The sequence below is a fragment of the Micromonospora sp. NPDC051141 genome (genome assembly GCF_044455765.1).
Lineage (GTDB): Bacteria > Actinomycetota > Actinomycetes > Mycobacteriales > Micromonosporaceae > Micromonospora.
In genome coordinates this window covers 55,918-76,498 of record NZ_JBITFD010000013.1, presented here as the reverse complement: position 1 = coordinate 76,498, position 20,581 = coordinate 55,918, and the positions used below count along the sequence as shown (strand labels likewise).

General features: G+C 75.2%; 22 protein-coding genes. 13 read left to right on the top strand and 9 right to left on the bottom strand.

The window, feature by feature from the left end; genetic code table 11:
* The first annotated feature begins 32 nt into the window (after window positions 1-32).
* Entirely contained in the window at window positions 33-704 is a 672-nt protein-coding gene (locus tag ACIA6B_RS23675) for a response regulator (RefSeq protein ID WP_396776376.1), read from the top strand.
* A gap of 121 nt (window positions 705-825) precedes the next feature.
* On the top strand, window positions 826-1,359 hold the full coding sequence (locus tag ACIA6B_RS23670) for a hypothetical protein (RefSeq protein WP_396776374.1): 534 nt from the start codon (window positions 826-828) through the stop codon (window positions 1,357-1,359).
* A 155-nt stretch (window positions 1,360-1,514) separates the two neighbouring features.
* Here the strand turns inward: ACIA6B_RS23670 and ACIA6B_RS23665 are convergent, their stop codons facing one another.
* Window positions 1,515-2,291, bottom strand: coding sequence for a D-Ala-D-Ala carboxypeptidase family metallohydrolase (locus tag ACIA6B_RS23665; protein WP_396776372.1), 777 nt, complete (start codon window positions 2,289-2,291; stop codon window positions 1,515-1,517).
* Window positions 2,292-2,501: 210 nt separating this feature from the next.
* On the opposite strand from ACIA6B_RS23665, the gene ACIA6B_RS23660 reads away from it, so the two are divergent.
* Both ACIA6B_RS23660 and ACIA6B_RS23655 read left to right on the top strand, forming a co-directional pair.
* Window positions 2,502-3,143 carry a DUF6642 family protein gene (locus ACIA6B_RS23660; RefSeq protein ID WP_396776370.1) on the top strand — a complete coding sequence of 214 codons (642 nt, stop codon included), beginning with the start codon at window positions 2,502-2,504 and terminating at the stop codon, window positions 3,141-3,143.
* Window positions 3,144-3,174: 31 nt separating this feature from the next.
* A complete protein-coding gene (locus ACIA6B_RS23655; RefSeq protein WP_396776368.1) occupies window positions 3,175-3,639 on the top strand; it encodes a PPOX class F420-dependent oxidoreductase in 465 nt (154 codons plus the stop codon).
* Here the strand turns inward: ACIA6B_RS23655 and ACIA6B_RS23650 are convergent, their stop codons facing one another.
* Window positions 3,640-4,281, bottom strand: a complete 642-nt coding sequence (locus ACIA6B_RS23650) for an NAD(P)-dependent oxidoreductase (protein ID WP_107162365.1) — start codon at window positions 4,279-4,281, stop codon at window positions 3,640-3,642.
* A gap of 54 nt (window positions 4,282-4,335) precedes the next feature.
* Window positions 4,336-5,568 (bottom strand): serine hydrolase domain-containing protein, encoded by a 1,233-nt coding sequence (locus tag ACIA6B_RS23645; protein WP_396776366.1) that lies wholly within the window; start codon window positions 5,566-5,568, stop codon window positions 4,336-4,338.
* Window positions 5,569-5,634: 66 nt separating this feature from the next.
* Here ACIA6B_RS23645 and ACIA6B_RS23640 point away from each other — a divergent pair, with 66 nt between their 5' ends.
* The 4 genes from ACIA6B_RS23640 (at window position 5,635) to ACIA6B_RS23625 (ending at window position 10,093) form a co-directional block, all read left to right on the top strand.
* The gene (locus ACIA6B_RS23640) at window positions 5,635-6,228 is read left to right on the top strand and encodes a pentapeptide repeat-containing protein (RefSeq protein WP_396776364.1); all 594 of its coding nucleotides are present in this window, start codon (window positions 5,635-5,637) and stop codon (window positions 6,226-6,228) included.
* A 1,242-nt stretch (window positions 6,229-7,470) separates the two neighbouring features.
* Complete coding sequence (locus tag ACIA6B_RS23635; protein ID WP_396776362.1) at window positions 7,471-8,604, top strand: hypothetical protein; 1,134 nt, start codon at window positions 7,471-7,473, stop codon at window positions 8,602-8,604.
* Between the two features lie 167 nt (window positions 8,605-8,771).
* On the top strand, window positions 8,772-9,650 hold the full coding sequence (locus ACIA6B_RS23630; RefSeq protein WP_396776360.1) for a hypothetical protein: 879 nt from the start codon (window positions 8,772-8,774) through the stop codon (window positions 9,648-9,650).
* 131 nt (window positions 9,651-9,781) lie between these two features.
* Window positions 9,782-10,093, top strand: a complete 312-nt coding sequence (locus tag ACIA6B_RS23625) for a hypothetical protein (RefSeq protein ID WP_107162369.1) — start codon at window positions 9,782-9,784, stop codon at window positions 10,091-10,093.
* Between the two features lie 22 nt (window positions 10,094-10,115).
* Here the strand turns inward: ACIA6B_RS23625 and dacB are convergent, their stop codons facing one another.
* Window positions 10,116-11,699 (bottom strand): D-alanyl-D-alanine carboxypeptidase/D-alanyl-D-alanine-endopeptidase, encoded by a 1,584-nt coding sequence (dacB, locus tag ACIA6B_RS23620; protein ID WP_396776358.1) that lies wholly within the window; start codon window positions 11,697-11,699, stop codon window positions 10,116-10,118.
* A gap of 64 nt (window positions 11,700-11,763) precedes the next feature.
* The gene (locus tag ACIA6B_RS23615) at window positions 11,764-12,480 is read right to left on the bottom strand and encodes an MIP/aquaporin family protein (protein WP_396776356.1); all 717 of its coding nucleotides are present in this window, start codon (window positions 12,478-12,480) and stop codon (window positions 11,764-11,766) included.
* 232 nt (window positions 12,481-12,712) lie between these two features.
* Here ACIA6B_RS23615 and ACIA6B_RS23610 point away from each other — a divergent pair, with 232 nt between their 5' ends.
* Window positions 12,713-12,994, top strand: coding sequence for an iron-sulfur cluster biosynthesis family protein (locus ACIA6B_RS23610; RefSeq protein WP_396776354.1), 282 nt, complete (start codon window positions 12,713-12,715; stop codon window positions 12,992-12,994).
* Between the two features lies 1 nt (window position 12,995).
* On the opposite strand, the gene ACIA6B_RS23605 is transcribed toward ACIA6B_RS23610, so the two are convergent.
* Window positions 12,996-14,099: a hypothetical protein gene (locus ACIA6B_RS23605; protein WP_396776352.1), complete on the bottom strand. Its 1,104-nt coding sequence runs from the start codon at window positions 14,097-14,099 to the stop codon at window positions 12,996-12,998.
* A gap of 187 nt (window positions 14,100-14,286) precedes the next feature.
* Between ACIA6B_RS23605 and ACIA6B_RS23600 the strand changes: the two genes are divergently transcribed.
* Window positions 14,287-15,591, top strand: coding sequence for a cellulose binding domain-containing protein (locus ACIA6B_RS23600; protein ID WP_396776350.1), 1,305 nt, complete (start codon window positions 14,287-14,289; stop codon window positions 15,589-15,591).
* A gap of 51 nt (window positions 15,592-15,642) precedes the next feature.
* Here ACIA6B_RS23600 and ACIA6B_RS23595 read toward each other — a convergent pair whose 3' ends face one another.
* On the bottom strand, window positions 15,643-16,494 hold the full coding sequence (locus ACIA6B_RS23595) for a PepSY domain-containing protein (protein WP_396776348.1): 852 nt from the start codon (window positions 16,492-16,494) through the stop codon (window positions 15,643-15,645).
* Between the two features lie 152 nt (window positions 16,495-16,646).
* Between ACIA6B_RS23595 and ACIA6B_RS23590 the strand changes: the two genes are divergently transcribed.
* On the top strand, window positions 16,647-17,417 hold the full coding sequence (locus ACIA6B_RS23590; protein ID WP_396776346.1) for a maleylpyruvate isomerase family mycothiol-dependent enzyme: 771 nt from the start codon (window positions 16,647-16,649) through the stop codon (window positions 17,415-17,417).
* A 12-nt stretch (window positions 17,418-17,429) separates the two neighbouring features.
* Here the strand turns inward: ACIA6B_RS23590 and ACIA6B_RS23585 are convergent, their stop codons facing one another.
* A complete protein-coding gene (locus ACIA6B_RS23585) occupies window positions 17,430-18,710 on the bottom strand; it encodes an ATP-binding protein (protein ID WP_396776344.1) in 1,281 nt (426 codons plus the stop codon).
* The gene (locus tag ACIA6B_RS23580; RefSeq protein WP_396776342.1) at window positions 18,707-19,399 is read right to left on the bottom strand and encodes a response regulator transcription factor; all 693 of its coding nucleotides are present in this window, start codon (window positions 19,397-19,399) and stop codon (window positions 18,707-18,709) included. The genes ACIA6B_RS23585 and ACIA6B_RS23580 overlap by 4 nt, the downstream gene beginning before the upstream one ends.
* A 103-nt stretch (window positions 19,400-19,502) precedes the next feature.
* Between ACIA6B_RS23580 and ACIA6B_RS23575 the strand changes: the two genes are divergently transcribed.
* Window positions 19,503-19,970 carry a septum formation initiator gene (locus ACIA6B_RS23575; protein WP_396776340.1) on the top strand — a complete coding sequence of 156 codons (468 nt, stop codon included), beginning with the start codon at window positions 19,503-19,505 and terminating at the stop codon, window positions 19,968-19,970.
* 166 nt (window positions 19,971-20,136) lie between these two features.
* Window positions 20,137-20,541 (top strand): hypothetical protein, encoded by a 405-nt coding sequence (locus ACIA6B_RS23570; RefSeq protein ID WP_396776338.1) that lies wholly within the window; start codon window positions 20,137-20,139, stop codon window positions 20,539-20,541.
* Window positions 20,542-20,581: the final 40 nt, after the last annotated feature.

The following is a 20,581-nucleotide window of genomic DNA, read 5'->3' as shown; positions in this document are numbered from 1 at the left end:
CGAGCCCCGCAGTCGCGAACGGTGGCAGTTCGGTGAGCGGGCCGGTGCGGGTGCTGATCGTCGACGACGACCCGCTGGTCCGGGGCGCGCTGTCGATGATCCTCGGCGGCGTACCCGACCTGGCGGTGGTGGGCGAGGCGACCGACGGCGTCGAGGTGCCGGCCGCCGTCGCCGCGTACGCCCCGGACGTGGTGCTGATGGACATCCGGATGCCCCGGGTGGACGGGCTGGCCGCCACCGAGGCGCTGCGGGCGACGGCGGAACCGCCCGAGGTGCTGGTGCTGACCACGTTCGACGCCGACGACCAGGTGCTGCGCGCGTTGCGGGCCGGGGCGAGCGGCTTCCTGCTGAAGGACACCCCGCCGGCCGAGATCGTGGCGGCGGTACGCCGGGTCGCGGCGGGGGAGGCGACGCTGTCCCCGGCGGTGACCCGCCGGTTGATCGCGCACGTGACCGCCGCCGCGCCGGCGCCCGCCCGGGATCCCCGCCGCGAGCGGGCGGTACGGCTGCTCGGTGGGCTGTCCGAGCGGGAGCGGGAGGTCGCGCTGCTGCTCGGCCGGGGCCGGACCAACGCGGAGATCTCCGCCGAGCTGTTCATGAGCGTGGCGACCGTGAAGGCGTACGTGTCGCGGCTGCTCACCAAGCTCGACCTGAACAACCGGGTGCAGGTGGCGCTGCTGGTCCAGGACGCCGACCTGGTCTGACGTGGTGTCGGGCAGGCCCGGCCGGTGGGATTGAACTGTCGCCGGTGTCCGGCCGTACCAGTGGGCGAGGATGTGGTGCGGCCGGTCCGCCGCACCGCTGCCGAGCTGCGGGAGGCCTGCCGTGCGTGTTGGTGAGCAGTCGACGGATCCCATCGACAAGGTCCTGGGCGAGGTGCCGATGCCGGCGCCGTTGACACCCGAGGACGTCCGCATCGCGGTCCGGGCGGTGGTGGTGCACGCCGCCGAGGAGTGGCCCGCGGGGCCGAAGTGCCGCAACGACGGGGCGGCGTTTCCCTGCCGGTTGCACCGTTGGGGGCGCCGGGTGCTGGTGGCACACGGCCTCAACGAGCGCCAGATCGACGCGCTGATCCGGCACGGCAACCCGTTCGTGCACGTGCCCTTCCCGTTCGTGCTGACCGGCCCGTCGGCGGCCCGACCGGCCGTCCAGGCGGCCCGTTCGGGCGCGGCGCAGACTGCCCGGCCGGGCGCGGGTCAGGCGGCCCGGCCGGGCGCGGCGCCGGCCGCCAGGCCGGTCGCCGGCCAGGCGCGTGGCCCGGTCCCGCGGGTTGTCGCACCGCCGGTGCGGCCCGGCCTGCGGCCCGCCGCCGCGCGGCCGGCTCCCGCGGCCCGGCCCCGCTGGCCCCGGGCGAGCTGACCCGGGTACGGATCGCGGCCGGCACGCCGTCGGCCGCGTCCGGTCATCCGGGGGCGGCCCGGCGCGGAGCACCCCCGGCCTCCGCGCGGGCCCATCGGCCGGCGGCCCGACGCGGGGCGCCCCCACCCCCCGCGTCGGGCCGTCGTGCGTCCGGATCAGTTGATTCCACAGTTCGGGGCCGACCAGTCGGTGGTGTTCGCCGACTTGTCCCGGGTGTTCTCCCGGCGCGAGTCCACGTGCGTGTGGTCGTCGTGATCCGGGTAGCCGGGGCCGTAGATGCCGCTGAAGCCCTGGTCCCGGGCTGACCGGGCGATCTCGCAGAGGGTCCGGTCCCGCGAGGTCAGGTCGGCCGCGTTGCCGTACAGGTGCTGGCTGTCGGCGGCGCCGCCGACCTGCCGGTTGCAGGCGATGCTGCGGAATCCGCTGGTGACGTAGAGCGGCTTGTCGCCGAGGCTGCGCCGCAGCGCCTCCAGCTTCCACATGGTGCGTACCGCGTTCTCCCGGGTGGCGGACGAGGAGAGCGGACCCCCGCCCCACCCGCCCTTGCCGCAGCCGTTGTCCAGCTCGGCGTAACTGAAGTGCTTCGGGGTGCAGTCGTTGTCCTGGAGGTCGTAGATCTTGGCGAAGGTCCGCGACCCGGCGACGCCGTCGGCCCGCAGTCCGTACGCGGACTGGAAACGCTTGACCGCGGCGGTCGTCTCCGGGCCGTACCGGCCGTCGACCCGGACGATGCCGGCGTACCCGGCCCAGCCGGCCACCCGGATCTGGAGCTGCCGGACGTCCTCGCCGGAGCGCCCCTGGGACAGGGTGCGGGGCCAGGTGTAGCAGCCGTCCGCGTGGGCCGCCGGGGCGGCGACGACCGTCGCGACCGCGGCCCCGGGCAGGGCCAGCGCGAACGCGACGGCCGCCCGCTTCAGGGTGTTGACGCGCACAGGAGTCCTCCCGATCAGAGTGGAAATGGGGTCGGGACGGCACATCGACCACCGCGTCCCGTCCTTCTCACCGTGACATTCGGCGGGGGTCTTCGTGGTGATTAGCGGAAATTGTTCTCACATTCGGTCATGGTCGGAGGGGGGCGGTAACGTCTGCTCCCGGGCCCGGATCGACCCCCGGGCGAGCCTCGCGGGCAGGGGAGGTGGGCGATGGCGCGTGGCGGCGTGTTCTGCGTCGAGGGGCAGTGGCACCGCGACCTCAACGAGCGCGGGTCCGTCCTGCCCACGCTCGAACTGCTCGAACGACTGAACCGGATCCGCTACATCCACAAGGACGCCGCCACCCGGGACGAGCTGTTCTACTTCCTCGACCGCTGGCTGCTCAAGCAGTACGCGGACCACCGCGTCGGGTTCTTCGCCATGCACGGCGAGCCGAGCCGGCTCTGCCTCACCGACTGGGACTCGGTCGAGCTGTCCGACGTGGCGGAGCGGATGGCCGGCCGCGCCGACGGGCGTCGCCTCTACTTCGGCAGTTGCTCGGTGCTGCGTGCCTCCGACGCCACGCTGCGCGGCTTCCTCGAGGTCACCGGCGCGGCGCTGATCTGCGGCTTCACCCGCGACGTGGACTGGGTCGAGTCGGCCGCGTTCGAGACCGTGCTGCTCGACGTGCTGGCCAACGGCCAGCGGCACAACGCCGCCGAGCTGCGGATGGGCTCGGCGCACTGGGCGCCGCTCGCCGCGTACCTCGGTTTCCGGGTGATCTACGCCAACGGCCGCGCCTGGCGGCCCACCGCGCGCCCGCGCGTGCCCGAGCAGGTCGCCCCGCGTCGGGCCGTCGGCCGCCCGCGCTGAGATCCGGCCGCCGGCCTGGTAGAACCGAGGCATGCCACGCAGCATCGCGCGCAACACCCGGGTCGACCGGGACGCCCTGACCGAGTTCCTCCGCCCCCGGCACCGCGTCGTGCTGATGACCACCCGGGCCGACGGCCGCCCGCAGTCCTCCCCGGTCTCCTGCGGCGTCGACGCCGAGGGCCGGCTGGTCATCTCCACCTATCCGGAGCGGGCCAAGGTGACGAACATCCGCCGCGACCCGCGTGTCTCCGCCTGCGTGCTCTCCGACGACTGGAACGGCCCGTGGGTGCAGGTCGACGGCGTGGCCGAGGTGCTCGACCTGCCCGAGGCGCTGGAGCCGCTGGTGGACTACTTCCGCAGCATCTCCGGCGAGCACCCGGACTGGGGCGAGTACCGGGCGGCCATGGTCGCGCAGGGCAAGTCGCTGATCCGCGTCACGATCGAGTCCTGGGGCCCGATCGCCACCGGCGGGTTCCCGGCCCGGCTCGCCGACTGATCAGTACGCGGCGGTGAACCGCGCGTTGCCGAACCTCGGGTTCTCGATCTCGTCGACGATCGCGACCGCGAGATCCTCGTAGGTGAGCACCGAGCGGCCCTGCGCGTCGGTCACCGGGTGGTCCGTGCCGGTGCGGTAGTGCCCGGTCCGCTCGCCGGGGTGGAACTCCAACGGCGGCGGGGAGACGTACGTCCAGGTCACCCCGTCGGCCGAGGAACGGTAGAACGCCAGCGCGTCCGCCTGACCCTGCGCCGAGTCGCGGTACTCGGCGGGGAAGTCCGGCTCGTCCAGGAACCGGGTGCCGCTCGGGGTGAGCAGCGTCGCGCCGCCGCCGACGTGGATCACCCGCGGCGGGTCGGGCATTGCCCGCAGCGTGTCCACGAGCGTCCGCGCGGCGTCCCGCCAGAGGTCACGCTCGCCACCGCCGATGGCCACCACCAGCACGTCCGCGTCCTCGGCCAGCTCGCGTACGCTGCGCGCCGAGGTGGCGTCGCCGGTCACCGTGCGTACGCCCGGGGGCAGGTAGCCGACCGCCTCCGGCCGGCGTACCGCGGCGGTGACCCGGTGCCCCCGCTCGGCCGCCTCGGCGGCGATCCGGGAGCCCGCCGTCCCACCGGCGCCGAACACGACGATGTCGCTCATGCCTCACAGGCTAGGCAGCCGGTCGCCCGGCGGGTGCCGTTCCGCCGGAACCGGTCAGTCGACCAGCGCGGAGTAGACGAGCTGACGCAGCTGGCTGCGCAGCGGGTACGTGCTCGACGGCATGAGCTGCGTGAACAGCAGCGCGGTGACCTCCTCCACCGGGTCCACCCAGAACGCCGTGCTGGCCATGCCGCCCCAGTAGAACTCGCCGACGCTGCTGGGCACCCGCGCCGGCACCGGGTCGAGCACCACGGCGAAGCCCAGCCCGAAGCCGATCCCGTGCAGCACCGTCTCGGAGAACCCCTCCGGGGAGAACGAGGCGAGGTCCCGGCCGCCGGGCAGGTGGTTACGGGTCATGAAGCGGACCGTGCGGGGGCCGAGCAGGCGCGTCCCGTCCAACTCGCCGCCGCGCAGCAGGAACTGGGTGAAGCGGTGGTAGTCGGCGGCGGTGGAGACCAGCCCGCCGCCGCCGGAGTGCCAGCCCGGCGCCGCCAGCGCGGCCCGGCCGATGCCGTCGGCGCGTACCGCCTGACCGGTGGCCGGGTGCGGGGCGTAGAGCGCGGCGAGCCGCTTGGCGTCCGTCGCGTCCACCCACCACCGGGTGTCGGTCATCCCGAGCGGGCGCAGGATCCGCTCGGCGAAGAACGCGTCCAAGGACTGCCCGGAGACCACCTCGACCAGGCGGCCCAGCACGTCGGTGGAGACGCCGTAGTTCCAGCTCGTCCCGGGCTGGAACAGCAGCGGCAGCGTGGCCAGGCCGGCCGAGGCCGTGGCCAGGTCCGCGCCGGCCGGCACGCCCAGGTCGAAGCCGGCCGCCCGGTAGAGGCCGTCGACCACCGAGACCTGGGCGAAGCCGTACGTCAGGCCGGCGGTGTGGGTGAGCAGGTGCCAGATCCGGATCGGCTCGGTGGCCGGCACGGTGTACGGCTTGAGCACCGACCCCCGGTCGTAGACCCGGACGTCGGCGAACTCCGGCAGCCAGCGGCTGACCGGGTCGGTCAGCTCGAACCGGCCCTGCTCCCAGAGCATCATCGCGGCGACCGAGGTGATCGGCTTGGTCATCGAGTAGATGCGCCAGAGCGTGTCGGCCTCGACCGGCGTGCCGGCCTCCCGGTCGCGCAGCCCGTACGTCGACGAGTGGGCGATCTCGCCCCGGCGGGTGACGACGACCTGCCAGCCGGCGAGCCGGCCGTCGTCGACGTAGCGGGCGAAATGCTCGTCGATCCGCGCCAGTCGGGCGGGATCGAAGCCGACACGGCCGGGATCGGTGCTGACTGCGACGCTCATCCCCGCGAACCTACCCGCCGGTACGGCGAGCCGGAAGTGTCGGCCGGCCACACTAGTGTCGGCGGCATGCCGGAGCCCGTCGAGGACGTCACCTACCGCCAGCAGGACTGGTACGCGGAAGAGCTGGTCGACCGGCACTTCGTGCGCTGCGAGTTCTTCGACGTCGACCTCACCGAGGCGGTCAGCCGGGGCGCGGTGTTCACGGAGTGCGTCTTCGGCACCGTGGCGTTCAACGCCTCCCGGCACGTCGACTCGGCGTTCACCCGCTGCACGTTCACCCGCTGCAACCTGTTCGAGGCGGAGTTCGCCGGCTGCAAGCTGGTCGGCAGCAGCTTCGACCGGTGCGACCTGCGCCCGCTGCGGGTCGACCGCGGCGACTGGTCGTTCGTCGCGCTGCCCGGCGCCGACCTGCGCGGCGCCCGGATCACCGACGTACGCATGCGCGAGGCCGACCTGACCGGCGCCGATCTGACCGGCGCGGTGCTCACCGGCGTCGACCTGTCCGGAGCCCAGTTGCACGCCGCCAAGCTGACCCGCGCCGACCTGCGCGGCAGCGACCTGTCCGCGCTCGACCCGACCGCGGTGGAACGGGCCGGGGCGCGGGTCGACGTGGCGCAGGCCGTGACACTGGCCCAGGCGCTCGGCTTCCAGGTCGGCTGACCCGGTCACTCCTCCCGCCTCCGTCGTCGCCCGCCCCGCCCCGCCCCGTCCTGTCCCGTCCCGCCGTCGTGCCGTCCCGCCGTGCCGTCCCGCCGTCGTGCCGTCGTGCCGTCGCGCCGTGCCGTCCCGCCGTCGTGCCGTCGTGCCGTCGCGCCGTGCCGTCGTGCCGTCGTGCCGTCGCGCCGTGCCGTCCTGCCGTCCCGCCGTCCGCCGTGCCGTCCCGCCGTCCGCCGTGCCGTCGCGCCGTGCCGTCCCGCCGTGCGGGGCCGTGCGTCGCGCTGTCGGCCGGCGTCACGCGCTCGACTCGGCCCGCTGAAGGTCCGGGCCGCGGCCGTCACGGTGCGTTACACCCCGTCGAGGATGACTCCTCTGCAGCGATATGCCGCTGTGTCATATTTATGACCCACGGGTATATCGCTTCTCACCGAATCCTTTCTCCCGGCCGACACGCCCGAGGTGGAGGCGACGAAGATGATTCGTGTCGACTGCTTCTCGAAGATCGAAGCATGTGTCATCCTGCCCTGCGGCGAGCCGCGGTGACGGTCGCCGACTCCGGCGGCCGAGGGAGGGGCGGTGGCTGAGGAGGAACTCACGCAGTCCGGAATGCGGGTCGGACGTTGGCTGCCCGCCGTGCCGGTCGAGCCCGTCGCCACGCCGCCACCGTCGGCCGCTCCGCGTCGTCTCGCTGGCCAGCCGGACGACGGCGCGGAGGAACCAGCCGTTCCGGCCGTCTCCCCGATCGACGATGCAGCCCCAGCCCCAGCCCCAGCGCCAGCGCCAGCCTCAGCGCCAGCACCGGTTCCAGCCCCAGCACCGGCGCCGGCGTGGACCGGGCCCGCGTTGCTCGGCCCCGCGTCCGGTGGACCCGCTCCTGGGCGGGCCCCGCTCGTCGGGCATGCCCCGGCTGGGCACTGGCCGAGCGGGCCCCAGCCGGCTGGGCTCGGCTCGATTGGGCCGGGGCCGGGGCCAGGGTCGGTCGGGCTCGGCCCGGGTGGGTCGGGACAAGGCGGGCCGGGGTCGGTCGGGCTCGGCCCGGGTGGGTCGGGACAAGGCGGGCCGGGGTCGGTCGGGCTCGGTCCGGGTGGACCGGGGGCGGGACAGGACGGGCTTGGGGTGGTTGGACCGGCGTCCGGAGCGGGCGGGCTCGGGCCGGTTGGGCCAAGGCCGGCCGGTCCGGTGCCGGCTCTGTCGCCGGCTCGGCCGGACCGTGCGGCCTCGCGGGCGCGGGCCGCCCTGCGGGCGGTGGACGGGGACCCGTTCGGGGACGGGACGCCGGCGCTGGCCGGCCGGCACACCGCGCCGGAGAGCCTCCGCACCCGGCTCACCGGCCTGGCCGGCCCGCTCGCGATCCGGCTCCGCGGGGCGTCGGCTCGGCTGCGCGGGGAGTCGGTCCCGCGGGAAGGGTCGTCGGCTCGGCTGCGCGGGGAGTCGGTCTCACGGGAAGGGTCGTCGGCTCGGCCGCGCGGGGAGCTGGTCCCACGGGAAGGGGCGCCGGCTCGGCTGCGCGGGGCGTCGGTCCGGCGGGGACCGGTGTCGGTTCGGGGCGTGTCGGCCCGGATCCGGCACGCTCTCCGCCCGGATGTGGCGCGGCCCGCGAGCGAGGCCGGGGCCACCCGGGTCGCTGCTGCCCGGGCCCGCCGCCGGCGTCGCCGAGCCGTGCTGGCCACCGCCGCGTTGACCGCGTCGGTGGTGGCGCTGGCGTACTCCGTCCGGTCACCGACGCCGCCCGAGCGTGGCCGGGCCGTGCCGGCCGCCGGGCCGACGACACCGGCACCGGCGCCGACGGCGGCGCCCCCGACGGTCGTGCCGGTGACCGGCGACCCGGCGCTGCCCGGCGACCCGCTGCTCGGGGTGGATCAGGAGCCGGTGCCGCCGGCGGTGTCGCTCACCCTGCTCGGCACGCGCGACTGGCGGCACTGGGGCGGCGCGGGCGCGGACAGCGTCCAGCGCAAGCAGCGCGGCACCGGCGAGATCGAGGACCCGGGCGGCGACCGGCTGGAGCACAACGCCGGGGTGTCCGGCCTGAGCTGGACGGACGGCACCCCGACGGCGCGGCAGGAGGGCACCCGGACGGGCGTCTTCCAGCGCGGTGCCGGCAAATCCTTCAGGCTCGGTGTGGCCGGCAGCGGGGACCTGCTGACCGTCCGCCTGTTCGTCGGCGTGTTCTCGGCCGGGGCCCGGCTCGACGTCTCGCTCTCCGGGGGTGGTGATCCGGCGGTCCGGGAGGTGGCCATGGCCCAGGGCGACCGCTTCTACCAGTACGTCGTCCACTTCCGGGCGCCTCGCGGCCAGCGGCTGCTGATCACCTGGCGGGCGCTCGCCGTGACCGGCGGACAGAACGACGGGGTGTCGCTGGAAGCGATCACGGTAAGCTGACCCGCCGCTCGGCTGGACGGCGACGGGTCCGTTCTGCTACCTCTTGGTAACGAACGGGAAACGCCCGTCGGCTCACATATGGCGCAAACGGCCGGGCGGTGACACCGTGAAGCCCGTCACGCTCCGGCCGCTTCCGGCGGCGCCGCGTGAGACGAAGCGGAGGTGTGGTGGGCGAGGAGGACCGTTCGCGAACCGGCCCCGGCTCGCATCGGGAGGGCCACCCGCGTACCCGGTCCGCGCTGCGTCGGCTGCGGCGCCGGCGGCGGATGGCGTTGGAGGGCCTGGCCGCGTTCCTCTGCCTGGCGGCGCTGGTGGCCTACCTCGGCACCGAGCGGCACGACGCGCCGCGCGAGGAGAGCGCGGCCCTGCCGGTGGCGCCGACCGGCCGGGTCGGGCTGCCGGGCGAAGCCGACGGCGCGGTCGCCACGCCCGGCCTGCGCCCCCGGCAGCGCCCGCCGTCCCCGAGCCCCTCACCGTCCCCGAGCCCTTCACCGTCCACGATGGCGCCACCGACGGTCACGGTCAGCCGGGCCGAGGTGCCCGCCTCGGTCGACCTCACCGCCGTGGGCACCGTCGACTGGGTCCACTGGGGGCTGCTCGGTGGCGACCGGACGGTCCGCAAGCGGGGTGGCTCGGGCGCGATCCGGGACGAGGGCGGCCGGGGCCGGCGGGAGAGCTTCAGCAACAACCCGGAGGCGTACGCCTGGCGGGACGGCGTGCCGGTGGCCTCGGCCAGCGGCACCATGTCCGGCGTCTACACCTGCGACCGGGGCAGCGGGTTCCGTCTCGCGGTGACCGCCGACGGGCAGTCGCGCACCGTGCACCTCTACGCCGGGCTCTGGATGGCCCGCGGCCGGCTCGACGTGCGGATCGCTGGCGGGCCGGTCAGCACGCTCCGGATGGAGGACCCGCACACCGCGCTGACCACCGACTTCACCGTCCGGTTCCGCGCGCCGCGCGGTGCGAAGCTGCTGCTGAGCTGGACCGTGGAGGAGTCCCTCGGGCAGTGCGGCAACGTCAGCCTCCAAGCCGTCGCGCTGCGCTGATCCGCGTACGCCGCCCGGATGCGGGTCGTGCCCGGCCGAACCTGTCGGGACAGTTTGTCCGTCGCGTGCCGGGTCGGCCGACGTACCTTTCCGAGGTCCCCGTCCGTCCATCCTTTGTGGAGGTTCGACCGATGAGCCGTCCCACGCCTCTCGCCCCCGCCCGCCAGTCCTCCGATCGCGGTGTGCTGCGGGACATTCCGTTGCCGCCGTACGTGACCGTGGAGGACGTCCAGTTCGCGGTGCGGGCGGTGGTGGTGCACGCGCCACGGTCCTGGTCGGGCGGGACCATCTGCCGCAACGACGCCAGCCCGCATCCGTGCCGGTTGCACCGCTGGGGCCGGCGGGTGCTCACGCTGCGCGGGCTGCCGCCGGCCGAGATCGACGCGCTGGTCGAGCGGGGCGACCCCGCCGCCGCCCCGCGCCCGTACCGGCCCGGCGCCTGAACACCGGGCCGGCGCGGGTCGGTCAGCAGAACGCCGGCTTGACCCAGGAGCACTCCCGGCCCTCCGGCACCCGTGGTGAGTCCGGTGCGGTCGGCACGGTCCGCCGGGCGGTCGCCGTCTCCTTCTCGGTGTACGTGGCCAGCGCGATGGCGATCTGGTCCTCCAGCCCCTTGACCGACGAGGTCAGGTAGTTGTTGAGCACGATCGAGAAGGCCAGCAGCCGGCCGTCGGCGTCGGTGACGTAGCCGGAGAGGCCGGACGCGCCGGTCAGGCTGCCGGTCTTGGCGTGCACGTTGTTCGCGGCGGCGGTGCCCGTCATCCGGCTGCGTAGCGTCCCGCCGACGAGCCGGTCGGTGTTGCCGGCCACCGGCAGCGCGGCGTACCAGGTGTCGAACCAGGGTTCGGCGCGCACCGCGGAGAGCAGTGTGACGAACTGGGCGGGTGGGATCAGGTTGCGCCGGGACAGACCGGAGCCGTCCCGCTGGCGCAGTGTGCCGGTGTCCATTCCGGCGTCGCCGACGTACTCACCGATCGCGGCCAGGCCGGCGGCCCAGGTGCCGGAGCCGGAGAGCATCCGGCCCAGCTCCTTGGTGAGCACCTCGGCGTGCCCGTTGTTGGAGAGCTTGAGGAAGGGCACCATGAGATCGGCCAGCGGCATCGAGTCGTGCCGCGCCAGCGGCCGGGCGGTGTCCGGGGTGGCCGTGCCGAGCACGGTCCGGCCGAGGACCCGTACGCCGTGCCGGCGCAACGCGGACCGGAAGACGTCGGCGGCGTACCCGGTCGGTTCCCAGACCGTCACCCAGTCGCTCTCGGCGGCCTGGCCGACCGCGATCTGGCCGGTCACCACGACGGTGTTGCTCCCGTGTTCCCGCTCGATGGAGACGGTTGTCTCGCCGCCGGTGACCGTTTCGGCCCGGTTGTCGATGTGCAGCCAGCCGTTGTCCGGGGTCATCGTCACCTTCGGACGGACGCCGGCCCGCGTGCCCGGCGCGACGTCGACGATCACGGTGCCGGCGTCGTAGTCGGTGTCCGGCGCGACGGTCAGCGCGGACACCTGCGCGGCGTAGTAGTAGGGCTCGTCGTCCCAGGTCCAGTCCGGACCGAGCCGGGTGCGGTCGTAGCGGGTGTCGTCGGCGACCAGGTCACCGGCCACCACCCGTACGCCGGCGCCGGCGACCTGCGCGGCGAGCCGGTCGTAGTCCGCCGCGAGCATGGTCGGGTCGCCGCCGCCGCGCAGGTAGAGGTCGCCGGAGAGCAGCCCGGCGCGGCGCGGCCCGGCGGCGCTGACGTCGGTGGTGAAGCGGTGCCCCGGGCCGAGCAGTTCCATCGCCGCCGTCGAGGTGAGCAGCTTGGTGTTGGAGGCGGGGACGAGGCGGCGGGTCCCGTTGCGGTCGTAGAGCGTGCGACCGGTGGTGGTGTCGACCACGACCACGCCCGCCTGCGCACCGTCCAGCCGGCTGTCCGCGAGGATCTCGTCGATGGTCGCGTGCAGCCGGGTCTGCGCCGGGGTGGGCGCGTCGGCCGTGGCGGTGGTGGTGCCGGCGGTGGCCGCGGTGGCGACCAGCACCAGCGCCGCGAGCGCCCGGGGAAAGAGACGACGATGCATGTGCAGATGCTGCCATGGTGCTTTCCTGCGGGAAAGAGCCCGGAGCGAAAGGTTATTGCCGAACTCAGGTCCGCGGCGTGGTCACCCGTTCCGCCGGCCCGGGCCCGCCCGCACCCGGGCGCAGGATCAGCGGTGCGACCAGGGCGGCGAGTGCGCCGCCCAGCAACGGGAAGACGATGAAGACCCAGAGTTGGCGCAGCGCGGTGCCGCCCTGGAACAGGGCCGGACCGAACGACCGCGCCGGGTTGACCGAGGTGCCGTCCAGCGTGAGGCCGACCAGGTGCGCGGCGGCCAGCGCGAGACCGATCGGCACCCCGGCGAACGCGGCGTGCTCCCCCCGCCCGGTCACCACCAGCACCACCAGGACGAAGAGGAACGTCAGCACCGTCTCCAGCACGGCGGCGCCGCCCAGGTTGATGTGCGCGCCGTAGCCGTTGGTGCCGAGCGCGCCGGTCTGGTCGACCACGTCACCCCATCGGGTGAGCGCCCAGATCACGAACGCGGCGACGGTGGCGCCGGCGAACTGCGCGACCCAGTACAGCACCGCGCCCAGCGGGGAGATCTTCCCGGAGAGCAGCACGCCCAGGGTCACCGCCGGGTTGATGTGGCTGCCGGAGAGCGGCCCCATCGTGTACACCAGCGCCAGCATGGTGAAGCCGAAGGCCAAGGCGACCACCACCACGCCACCCTGGACCCGGGCGAAGACGGCGCTGCCCACGCCGAAGAAGATCAGCAGCAGCGAGCCGAGGAACTCGGCGACGTACCTGCGCGGGTCGTCCATGCCCCGAGCATATGGAGCGGTCGGCGAGGTCGGAGGAGAAACCGCTGCTCACGGCCGATCACCCGGCTCTATTTGACGGATCCAGCGGCAGCGGGCACGGTGGGTGGTGAGGGGCCGTCCGACCGCCCCCCTTATTGCGGCGAAACAGCGTTTCGTCCGCTTCCGGGTCGCGAGCCGACCGCGTGGGCCGATCGCCCGCGAATCCGAGAAACCAGCCATGAGGAGTTCCGCCATGCTGACCATGACCGACAACGCCGTCCTGGTGATCCGTGACCTCGCCGCCCAGCAGGACGTGGCCGACGCGGGTGGGCTGCGCATCGCCGCCGACACCGAGGCCGGCGCGCTCTCCATCGAGTTGGTCCCGGCGCCCGTGCAGGGCGACCAGGTGGTGGACGACCAGGGGGCGCGGATCTTCCTGGACGCGGACGCCGCCGAGCTGCTCGACGACACCTCGGTCGACGCGGTGGTGGACGAGGAGGGCGTGGTCCAGTTCGGTTTCACCGAGAAGGAGTGACTCAGCCGGCGCGGCGGGCCTCCCCGCCGCGCTGCGGCCGCCCGGCGCGCCCCCACTCCGGCGCGTCCGGGCCGGGCCGCCACGAACCGCCGCGCTGCTCCCGCTCCGGTCGGACCAGCGCGGCCAGCACGTGGGCCAGGTGGTGCGACGTGCTCCAGGCGATCCAGTTGGCCGGCGAGCCCGCACCCGCGCCGCGCCGGGCCCGGCGCAACACCTCGTGGTCGCCCCAGGAGAAACCCGAGCCGGCCGCCGGCCAGTGCGGGGCGGCGACCAGCGTGCGGCACAGGTCGGCGAGGCGCTCGTCGCCCCGGCCGCCCCGCCGGCACCAGCGGTAGATCCACCACGCGCCGTGGTCCGCCCACCGCAGCGTCGGCAGCCGGTCGCCGGGCGCGTCCGCGTCGCGCACCGCGCAGCCCACCCCGTAGTCGGCGTAACCCAGTCGCAGGTCGGCCAGGCGCTGCCAGAGCAGCCAGTCGTAGCGGTCCAGTCGTACCGGCTCGTCGACCGGGAGCCGGGACAGCGCCGGCGGCATCCCGCCCGCCGCCACGGTGACCGTGCGCCAGGCGTGCCGCCGGGCCCACTCGGCCGCGCGTCGCACCCGTGGCTCGGCCAGCCGCACGTCGGCCAGGCAACACACGTCGCCCGCGTCCAGCAGCAGGTCGCACTGCTCCGGCACCAGCCCGGTGGACCGCCACACCCGTTCCGCCGCGGCGGTGGCGGCGTCCGGGCCGGCCCGGTCCGGCCCGATCCGCAGCCGGACCACCGCCCGGCCCGCCCCGGCCCGGGCCGCCGCGCCGTGCGCGCCCAGCCGCCGGTCACTCTCCGCGAGCCCGATCACCGGCATCAGGGGTACGCCCCAGCGGACCGGGTCGTGTTCCGGGGTGTCCGGCAGCGCCGACACGTCGACGGCCGGCAGGAGCGTGGCGGGCAGCCGTCGCAGCGCCTCCACCGGGCCCGGCTCGTCCGCCGGCACGTCGACGATCGGGGCAAGCAGCGCGGCGGCGGTGTCGTCGAGGTGGGTCAGGGCCTCCAACTCGCCCCGTCGGCCGGCCAGCACGGGACGGTAGACCGGGTCCGGCGACCAGCCGCCGGGTGCGGACACCATACTTCAATGTAGCGGCTCGATTGCTCTCCGTCACCGCCCCCTTTCGGGTGTCAGCGTCCCCGTTGACACGGCGGAGGGCCCGGTGGTGGCATGGTCTGCGCGGGCACGGCCGGGCATGGACGGGCAACCATGACCACCCTCTGAGCCGCCCCGTGCCCGGGTCGGCCCGCCCGGAAGGCCACCCCCCATGACCCCGCAGTCCCGCCTCCGGCTCGGCGCGGCCCTGACCGCCGCCGCGCTGCTCGTCGCCGGTCAACTGCCCGCGCTCGCGGTCGACGACCCGCCCGCGCCGGTGACCGGCAACGCCACCCACTTCGACGGCCTCGGCTCCCCGTACGGCGGCTGCGGCCTGCCCCAGTCCGAACTGGACTCACCGGACTTCGTCGCGCTCAACGTCTACGACCTGCCCGGCGACTACACGTCCTATCCGGTCCGGCCGCTGCCACCGGACCAGGCGGACCGGATCGGGTCGTGGAACAACGGTCTCAACTGCGGCCGGTTCGTCCGGGTGGTCATCGGGGACCGGTGTACCGGCACCAACGACGGTGCGCCGGGGCAGCCGTTCTGCCGCAACGGCTCCTGGGTCGCCGACGGCTACAACGGCGCCACCCTGACCATGGTGGTCGCCGACTCCTGCGGCGACGGCAACGCCTGGTGCCGGGACGACCGCAACCATCTGGACCTCTCCACCGCCTCGCTGAACCGCTTCGCACGCGGTGGTGTCCCGGTCGGTGACCTCTATCCGAGCCACTGGAACAACCGGCAGGTCTCCTGGTCGTTCGTGCCGGCGCCCGACTACTCCGGCGACCTCCGGATCGCGTTCCTGCGCGGCGCCCAGCGGTACTGGCCGGCCGTCGCGGTGTCCCACCTGCCCAACGGCATCCACGGGGTGGAGTACCTGGTCGACGGGGTGTGGCGGCCCGCCGCCATGAACAGCGACATGGGCCAGTCGTACGTGCTCGGCGCGACCACCGCCGGCGGCGTCGACTTCCAGATCCGGGTGCGGGACGTCACCGGCGCGCTGGTGGGCGGTGGCCGGGTCTACCGGTTCGCGCTGCCGGCCTCGTGCGGCGGCACCTGCTCCGCCGCGTACACGCCGGTCAGCTACACCACGTCGGACGGCCCGACGGCCCCGCCGTCCGCGTCGCCGAGCCCGTCCGCGTCGCCGAGCCCGACCGGGTCGCCGTCCGGATCGGGCTGCGCGGCGGCCTGGACGGTCACCGGCGCGTGGGCCGGCGGCTTCCAGGCCGAGGTGACGATCCGCAACACCGGTACGTCCGCCGCCACCGGCTGGCGTAGCGAGGTCGCCTTCGCCGGTGGGCAGCGGCTGGTGAACGCCTGGAACGCCGGCGCGACGCAGTCCGGCGCGCGGGTGACCGCGACGAACGCGTCCTGGAACGGTGCGCTGCCGGCCGGTGGCACCACCAGTTGGGGTCTGGTCGTCTCCGGCGACAACCAGCCGCCGACCGAGGTGAGTTGCACGCTGCGGTGACCACGGCGGGGCCGGGGGCGGACCGCTCCGCACCCGGCCCCCGGCCGGCGTTCAGTCGTCGTCGCCGTGGCGACCGTGGTCGTCGTCCCGGTCGTGCGAACCGAGGTCGTCGCGCCCACCCCGGTCGTCGCGTCCACCCCGGTCGTCGCGTCCACCGCGGTCGTCCGTGCCGGCCCGGTCGTCGCGCCCACCGCGGTCGTCCGTGCCGGCCCGGTCGTCGGTGCCGGCCCGCTGCCGCTCGGCCTCCAGCACGGCGCCGGTCGCCCGGTCGACCTTGACCTCGTGACGCCAGCCGTCGCGGGTGACCTTGACGCTCCACGCCGGACGGCCGTGCTCGGTCTCCGCCTCGATCTCGGTGACCCGGCCGCCCCCGGTGCGGGCCAGCGCCACCTCGACGGCGCGCTGCCGGCTCACCGTGCCGCCGGTCGCCCGCGCCGGACCCGCGTCGTCGTCCGCACCCCGGCGGGCCGGGTTGTCCTCCCGACCGGTGACCGCCGGGGCGCGGTCGTCGTCGGCCGTGCCCCGGCGGGCCCGGTCGTCCCCGCCGCCGGTCGCCGACCGGGCCGGCTTGTCCTCGCCGCCGGTGCCGGTCCGGGCCGGGTCGTCCCCGCCGCCGGTCGCCGACCGGGCCGGCTTGTCCTCGCCGCCGGTGCCGGTCCGGGCCGGGTTGTCCCCGCCGCCGGTCGCCGACCGGGCCGGCTTGTCCTCGCCGCCGGTGCCGGTCCGGGCCGGGTTGTCCCCGCCGCCGGTCGCTGACCGGGCCGGGTTGTCCTCGCCGGTCACGGCGGCCGGGGCGGTGCGGCCGGTCGACCGGTCCGCCGCGGTCGTGCCGAGCGCCGCGCCGGTCACCGCCAGCACGGCGACTCCACCGGCCGCCGCCAGCATCAGGGAGGTACGTCGCATGGTTGCCACCTTTCCTCGGTTCGTGTCGTCGAGACTGCGCGCCGGACGGTCGGGGCCGTGCTAGCCGACGGACAACGCCGGGTTAAGGCGCGTGGTCGTGGTCGGCCGGGAAATCGCTGTCCGTCGCCGGAGCACGGTGGTAGACAGCCGGGGTGTCCGAGACGCTGGAGTTTCCCGAGCTGCTGCGGTTGATCGACGAACGGTCGACCGCGTTCCGGGCGGCGATCGCCGCCGCGCCCGACCTGGACGTCCAGGTGCCGACATGTCCGGAGTGGACACTGTTCGACCTGGCCCGGCACCTGGGCGAGGGTCGCCGCTCCTGGGCCGCCACGGTGGCCGCCGGGCCGGGCGCCCCGGCCAAGGTGGCGCCGTCCGGCCCGTCCGCGCCCCGGGAGCGTGCCGCGCTGCTGGACTGGCTGGCCACATCGACGCGGCAGCTCCTGGACGCGCTGCGGGCGGCCGGTCCGGACCGTGGCTGCTGGACCTGGTGGGGGACGTCGCAGTCGCCGTCGACCTGCGGTGCGGTCGCCCGGCACCAGCTCCAAGAGGTCGCGGTGCACACCTACGACGCCCAGCTCACCGTGGGCGCCGCGCAGCCGCTGCCGGTCGAGGTGGCACTCGACGGGGTGGAGGAGTTCCTGTTCACCTGCTGCACCACCACGGCCGGGTGGCCGCACGGGCCCGCCGCCGTCGACTACCACAGCACCGAGGGCCGCTCCTGGCGTCAGTCGCTCTCCGCCGACGGGGTGACGGCCGCCCGCCTCCCCGATCCGGCCGTCGACGCGGGCCCGGCCGACGCCGCCGCCCACGGCACGGCCGGCGACCTGGTCCTGTCCTTCTACGGCCGCATTCCGCTGGACGCGCTGAAGATCGACGGCGACCGGGGCCTGTTCGACAAGCTCGTGGAGTGGGAGCCGGAGTAGGGCGCGAGGCCGTCAGGCAGACCGCGCGGCACCGAGCCGGAGCACCACCCGGGCGCCGCCACCGGCGGCGGCCGACAACTCCAGTCCACCGCCGCTCGCGCGGGCGGCCCGCTCGGCGATGTCCAGACCGAGCCCGGTCGACCCGGCCCGGCTGGCGCCGCGTCGCACCGGGCCGGGCGGCAGCCCCGGGCCGGCGTCGGCCACGGTGAGCGTCACCCGGTCCGGCTCCGCCGCGAGCCGTACCGTGAACGGGGTGCCGTCGGGTGTGTGGGCGAAGACGTTGCCCAGCAACGCGTCCACGGCGGCGGCCAGCTCGTCACCGCTCAGCCGCACCGGCAGCGGGCCGGGGTCGAGGTCGAGCGTCACGGTCCGGCCGGTGTCCTCCGCGAGCACCGACCAGAACGTCACCCGCTCGCCGACCACGGTGGCCGCGTCGCAGCCACCGCCGGTGGTCGCCGTGCCGCTGCGCCACCGGGCCCGTTGGATCACCCCGGTCACCGCCCGCTCCAGCCCGTCCGCCGCCGCGGTCAGCCGGGCCGCGTCGTCCGGGTCGCGCAACGACTCGGCCTCCAGCCGCAGCGCCGTCAACGGGGTACGCAGCCGGTGGGACAGGTCGGCCACCTGTTCGCGCTCCTCGCGCAGCAGGATCTGGATCCGCTCGGCCAGGTGGTTCAATGCGCCCGCCACCTCGCGCAACTCGGCCGGCCCGGCCGGTTCGACACGCGCGTCCAGCTCCGCGTTGGCGAGCCGGTGCGAGACGGCGGACAGCGCCGTGATCGGCCGGACCAGCGTGCCGGCCAGCCGGTCGGCGACCACCAGGCCGACCAGCACGAGCAGCGCGCCGAGCAGCGCCAACACCAGCCAGGCGCGGGTCACCCCGGCGGTCAGTTCGGCGCGGGGGACCAGCGTACGGATCACCCCGGTCCCCTCCGGGCGGCCCTGCACCGCGACCACCACCTCCCGCCCGGCGGCGGACTCGACGGTCAGGCTCTGCCCCCGGGCGGCCAGCGTGACGGCCGGAGTACGCGGCGCCGGCGCGCCGAGCACCGTGCCGTCGGCGAGGAAGACGCTCACCTCGCGGCCGGTGTCGACGGCGAGCTGGTCCACGGTCAGCCGGACGGTCTCCGGCGTGGCGGTGCCGACCACGGTGACCAGGAGCTGCACGTCGGCGGTGGCCCGGGCGGTCGCGCGGTCCGCGGCGACGGTGCGCACCAGCACGGCCAGCGGCACCAGGAACGCGACCATGACGAGCACCCCGACGGCCGCGACCAGCAGGGTCAGCCGACGCCTCACCGGTCCTGCTCCGGCACGTCGAGCCGTACTCCCACGCCGCGCACCGTGTGCAGGTAGCGGGGCGTCTGGGCGCTCTCGCCGAGCTTGCGGCGCAGCCAGGACAGGTGCACGTCGACCGTCTTGTCGGCGCCGCCGTACGGGATCCGCCAGACCTCGGTCAGCAGCTCCCGCTTGGTGACGACCTGCCCGGGGCGGCCGGCGAGGTGGTGCAGCAGGTCGAACTCACGTGGGGTCAGCTCCACCGGCGTGCCGTCCAGCGTGACCTGCCGGGACCGCCTGTCGATGCGCAGCCCGCCGAGCACCAGCGCCGCCTCCGTCGCGCCGCCGCCGGCCGAGCGGCGCAGCACCGCGCGGACCCGCGCGTCCAGTTGTGCGGCGGTGAACGGCTTCACCAGGTAGTCGTCCGCGCCGGCGTCGAGCAGGCGGACGATCTCCACCTCGTCGTCGCGGGCGGTCGCCACCACGACCGGCACCGGGCTGACCGCGCGCAACATCCGCAGCAGCTCGGCGCCGTCCAGATCGGGCAGCCCGAGGTCGAGCACGACCAGATCGGGCCGGTCGTCCAGGGCGTCACGCAGCCCGCCAAGGGCGGTCGACGCCGCGGCGACGGCGTGCCCGTACTCCCGGAGGGCGCGCAGCAGCGGAGTGCGGATGGTCAGGTCGTCCTCGATGAGCAGCAGGCGCGCCACGCAAGGGAGGGTAGCCGTTCGGCGGGCCGGCGACCGGGTGCGTTAACCGGACCTTAGCGTCGCCCTACGACCGCCCCGACCCGGCGCGGGGCAGACTCGGGGCATGGATCGCCGTACCCTCCTCGCCGTCACCGGCTGGCTGGCCACGACCGCGGCGGCCACGCTCGTCGGGCTGGCCGCCGTCGACCTGGCCGGCGCGGGCATCACCGGCACCGCGGGCGGGGTGCGGACCGAACGGGACGTCGCCCGCGCGCTCGCCGTACCCGATCCGGGGGCGGGTGGCACGACGAGCGTGAGCCCGGTCGCGACGCCGACCGGGACGCGGTCCGGCGCCGCGACGCCGACCGGGGCCCAGCGGGGCTTCGTGACGGACGGCGGCAGCGTGCTCGCCGAGTGCGGGCCGGGCGGCGTGCGCGTGGTGGCGTCGTCCCCGGCGCCCGGTTACCTCATGAAGGACGCCGACCGAGGGCCCGACGACCACGTCGAGGTCCGCTTCGTGGGCGGTGGCCGGGAGTACGAGGTGCGACTGCGCTGTCGGGGCGGAGTGCCGACGCGGGACCCGGAGGACTGAGTATTCGCAGCTCAGAGCCGTTGACTGTCCAAGATCGGACAGTGCTGTCGCTGGTTGGTGGGCGGTGGGGCGGCATAGCTTCGAGAAGCAGGGGAGTGATCGTCGCGGATCGCTCGGCGCACCACGAACGCCTCCTGCCGGCGTACCGGCGGGAGAGAGGACCACCATGTCCAGCCCCAGATCGAGGAGGGGAGCGACCGGCCAGCCCACCCCGAGCGCGCGGGAGGCCGCGCACGTCGACACACAGATCGACTCGTGCTCGTCGGTCGGGCTGCCGCCGACCGCCCGGGTGTTGTTCGCCGTCGTCGACGCGAACGGCACGCTGGTCCGCGGCCTGGGCGCCACCTCGGCCACCCGGCTCGCCGCCGGGATGTACCAGGTGGCCTTCGACCAGGACGTCGCCGGCGCGGCCTACGTCGGGACCGTCGGCCCCGCCAACGGGGGCGGGCTCGCCCAGCAGGGCGTCATCACGGTGGCCCCCCGGGCCGGCATCGCCAACGCGGTCTTCGTCGAGACGCACGCCGCGAGCGGGCACGCGGACCGGCCGTTCCACCTGGCCGTGCTCGCCTGAGCGGGCCGGACACGAGCGCGCGGCGCCGCCCGACCGTCCG

What these genes read in the sequence shown, in the direction of transcription:
- ACIA6B_RS23660 (WP_396776370.1), top strand. Translation starts at nt 2,502, where the DNA reads ATGGCGCGTGGCGGCGTGTTCTGCGTCGAGGGGCAGTGGCACCGCGAC.
- ACIA6B_RS23655 (WP_396776368.1), top strand. Translation starts at nt 3,175, where the DNA reads ATGCCACGCAGCATCGCGCGCAACACCCGGGTCGACCGGGACGCCCTG.
- ACIA6B_RS23645 (WP_396776366.1), bottom strand. Translation starts at nt 5,568, where the DNA reads ATGAGCGTCGCAGTCAGCACCGATCCCGGCCGTGTCGGCTTCGATCCC.
- ACIA6B_RS23615 (WP_396776356.1), bottom strand. Translation starts at nt 12,480, where the DNA reads ATGGACGACCCGCGCAGGTACGTCGCCGAGTTCCTCGGCTCGCTGCTG.
- ACIA6B_RS23650 (WP_107162365.1), bottom strand. Translation starts at nt 4,281, where the DNA reads ATGAGCGACATCGTCGTGTTCGGCGCCGGTGGGACGGCGGGCTCCCGG.
- ACIA6B_RS23570 (WP_396776338.1), top strand. Translation starts at nt 20,137, where the DNA reads ATGTCCAGCCCCAGATCGAGGAGGGGAGCGACCGGCCAGCCCACCCCG.
- ACIA6B_RS23605 (WP_396776352.1), bottom strand. Translation starts at nt 14,099, where the DNA reads ATGGTGTCCGCACCCGGCGGCTGGTCGCCGGACCCGGTCTACCGTCCC.
- dacB (WP_396776358.1), bottom strand. Translation starts at nt 11,699, where the DNA reads ATGCATCGTCGTCTCTTTCCCCGGGCGCTCGCGGCGCTGGTGCTGGTC.
- ACIA6B_RS23600 (WP_396776350.1), top strand. Translation starts at nt 14,287, where the DNA reads ATGACCCCGCAGTCCCGCCTCCGGCTCGGCGCGGCCCTGACCGCCGCC.
- ACIA6B_RS23640 (WP_396776364.1), top strand. Translation starts at nt 5,635, where the DNA reads ATGCCGGAGCCCGTCGAGGACGTCACCTACCGCCAGCAGGACTGGTAC.
- ACIA6B_RS23595 (WP_396776348.1), bottom strand. Translation starts at nt 16,494, where the DNA reads ATGCGACGTACCTCCCTGATGCTGGCGGCGGCCGGTGGAGTCGCCGTG.
- ACIA6B_RS23610 (WP_396776354.1), top strand. Translation starts at nt 12,713, where the DNA reads ATGCTGACCATGACCGACAACGCCGTCCTGGTGATCCGTGACCTCGCC.
- ACIA6B_RS23625 (WP_107162369.1), top strand. Translation starts at nt 9,782, where the DNA reads ATGAGCCGTCCCACGCCTCTCGCCCCCGCCCGCCAGTCCTCCGATCGC.
- ACIA6B_RS23575 (WP_396776340.1), top strand. Translation starts at nt 19,503, where the DNA reads ATGGATCGCCGTACCCTCCTCGCCGTCACCGGCTGGCTGGCCACGACC.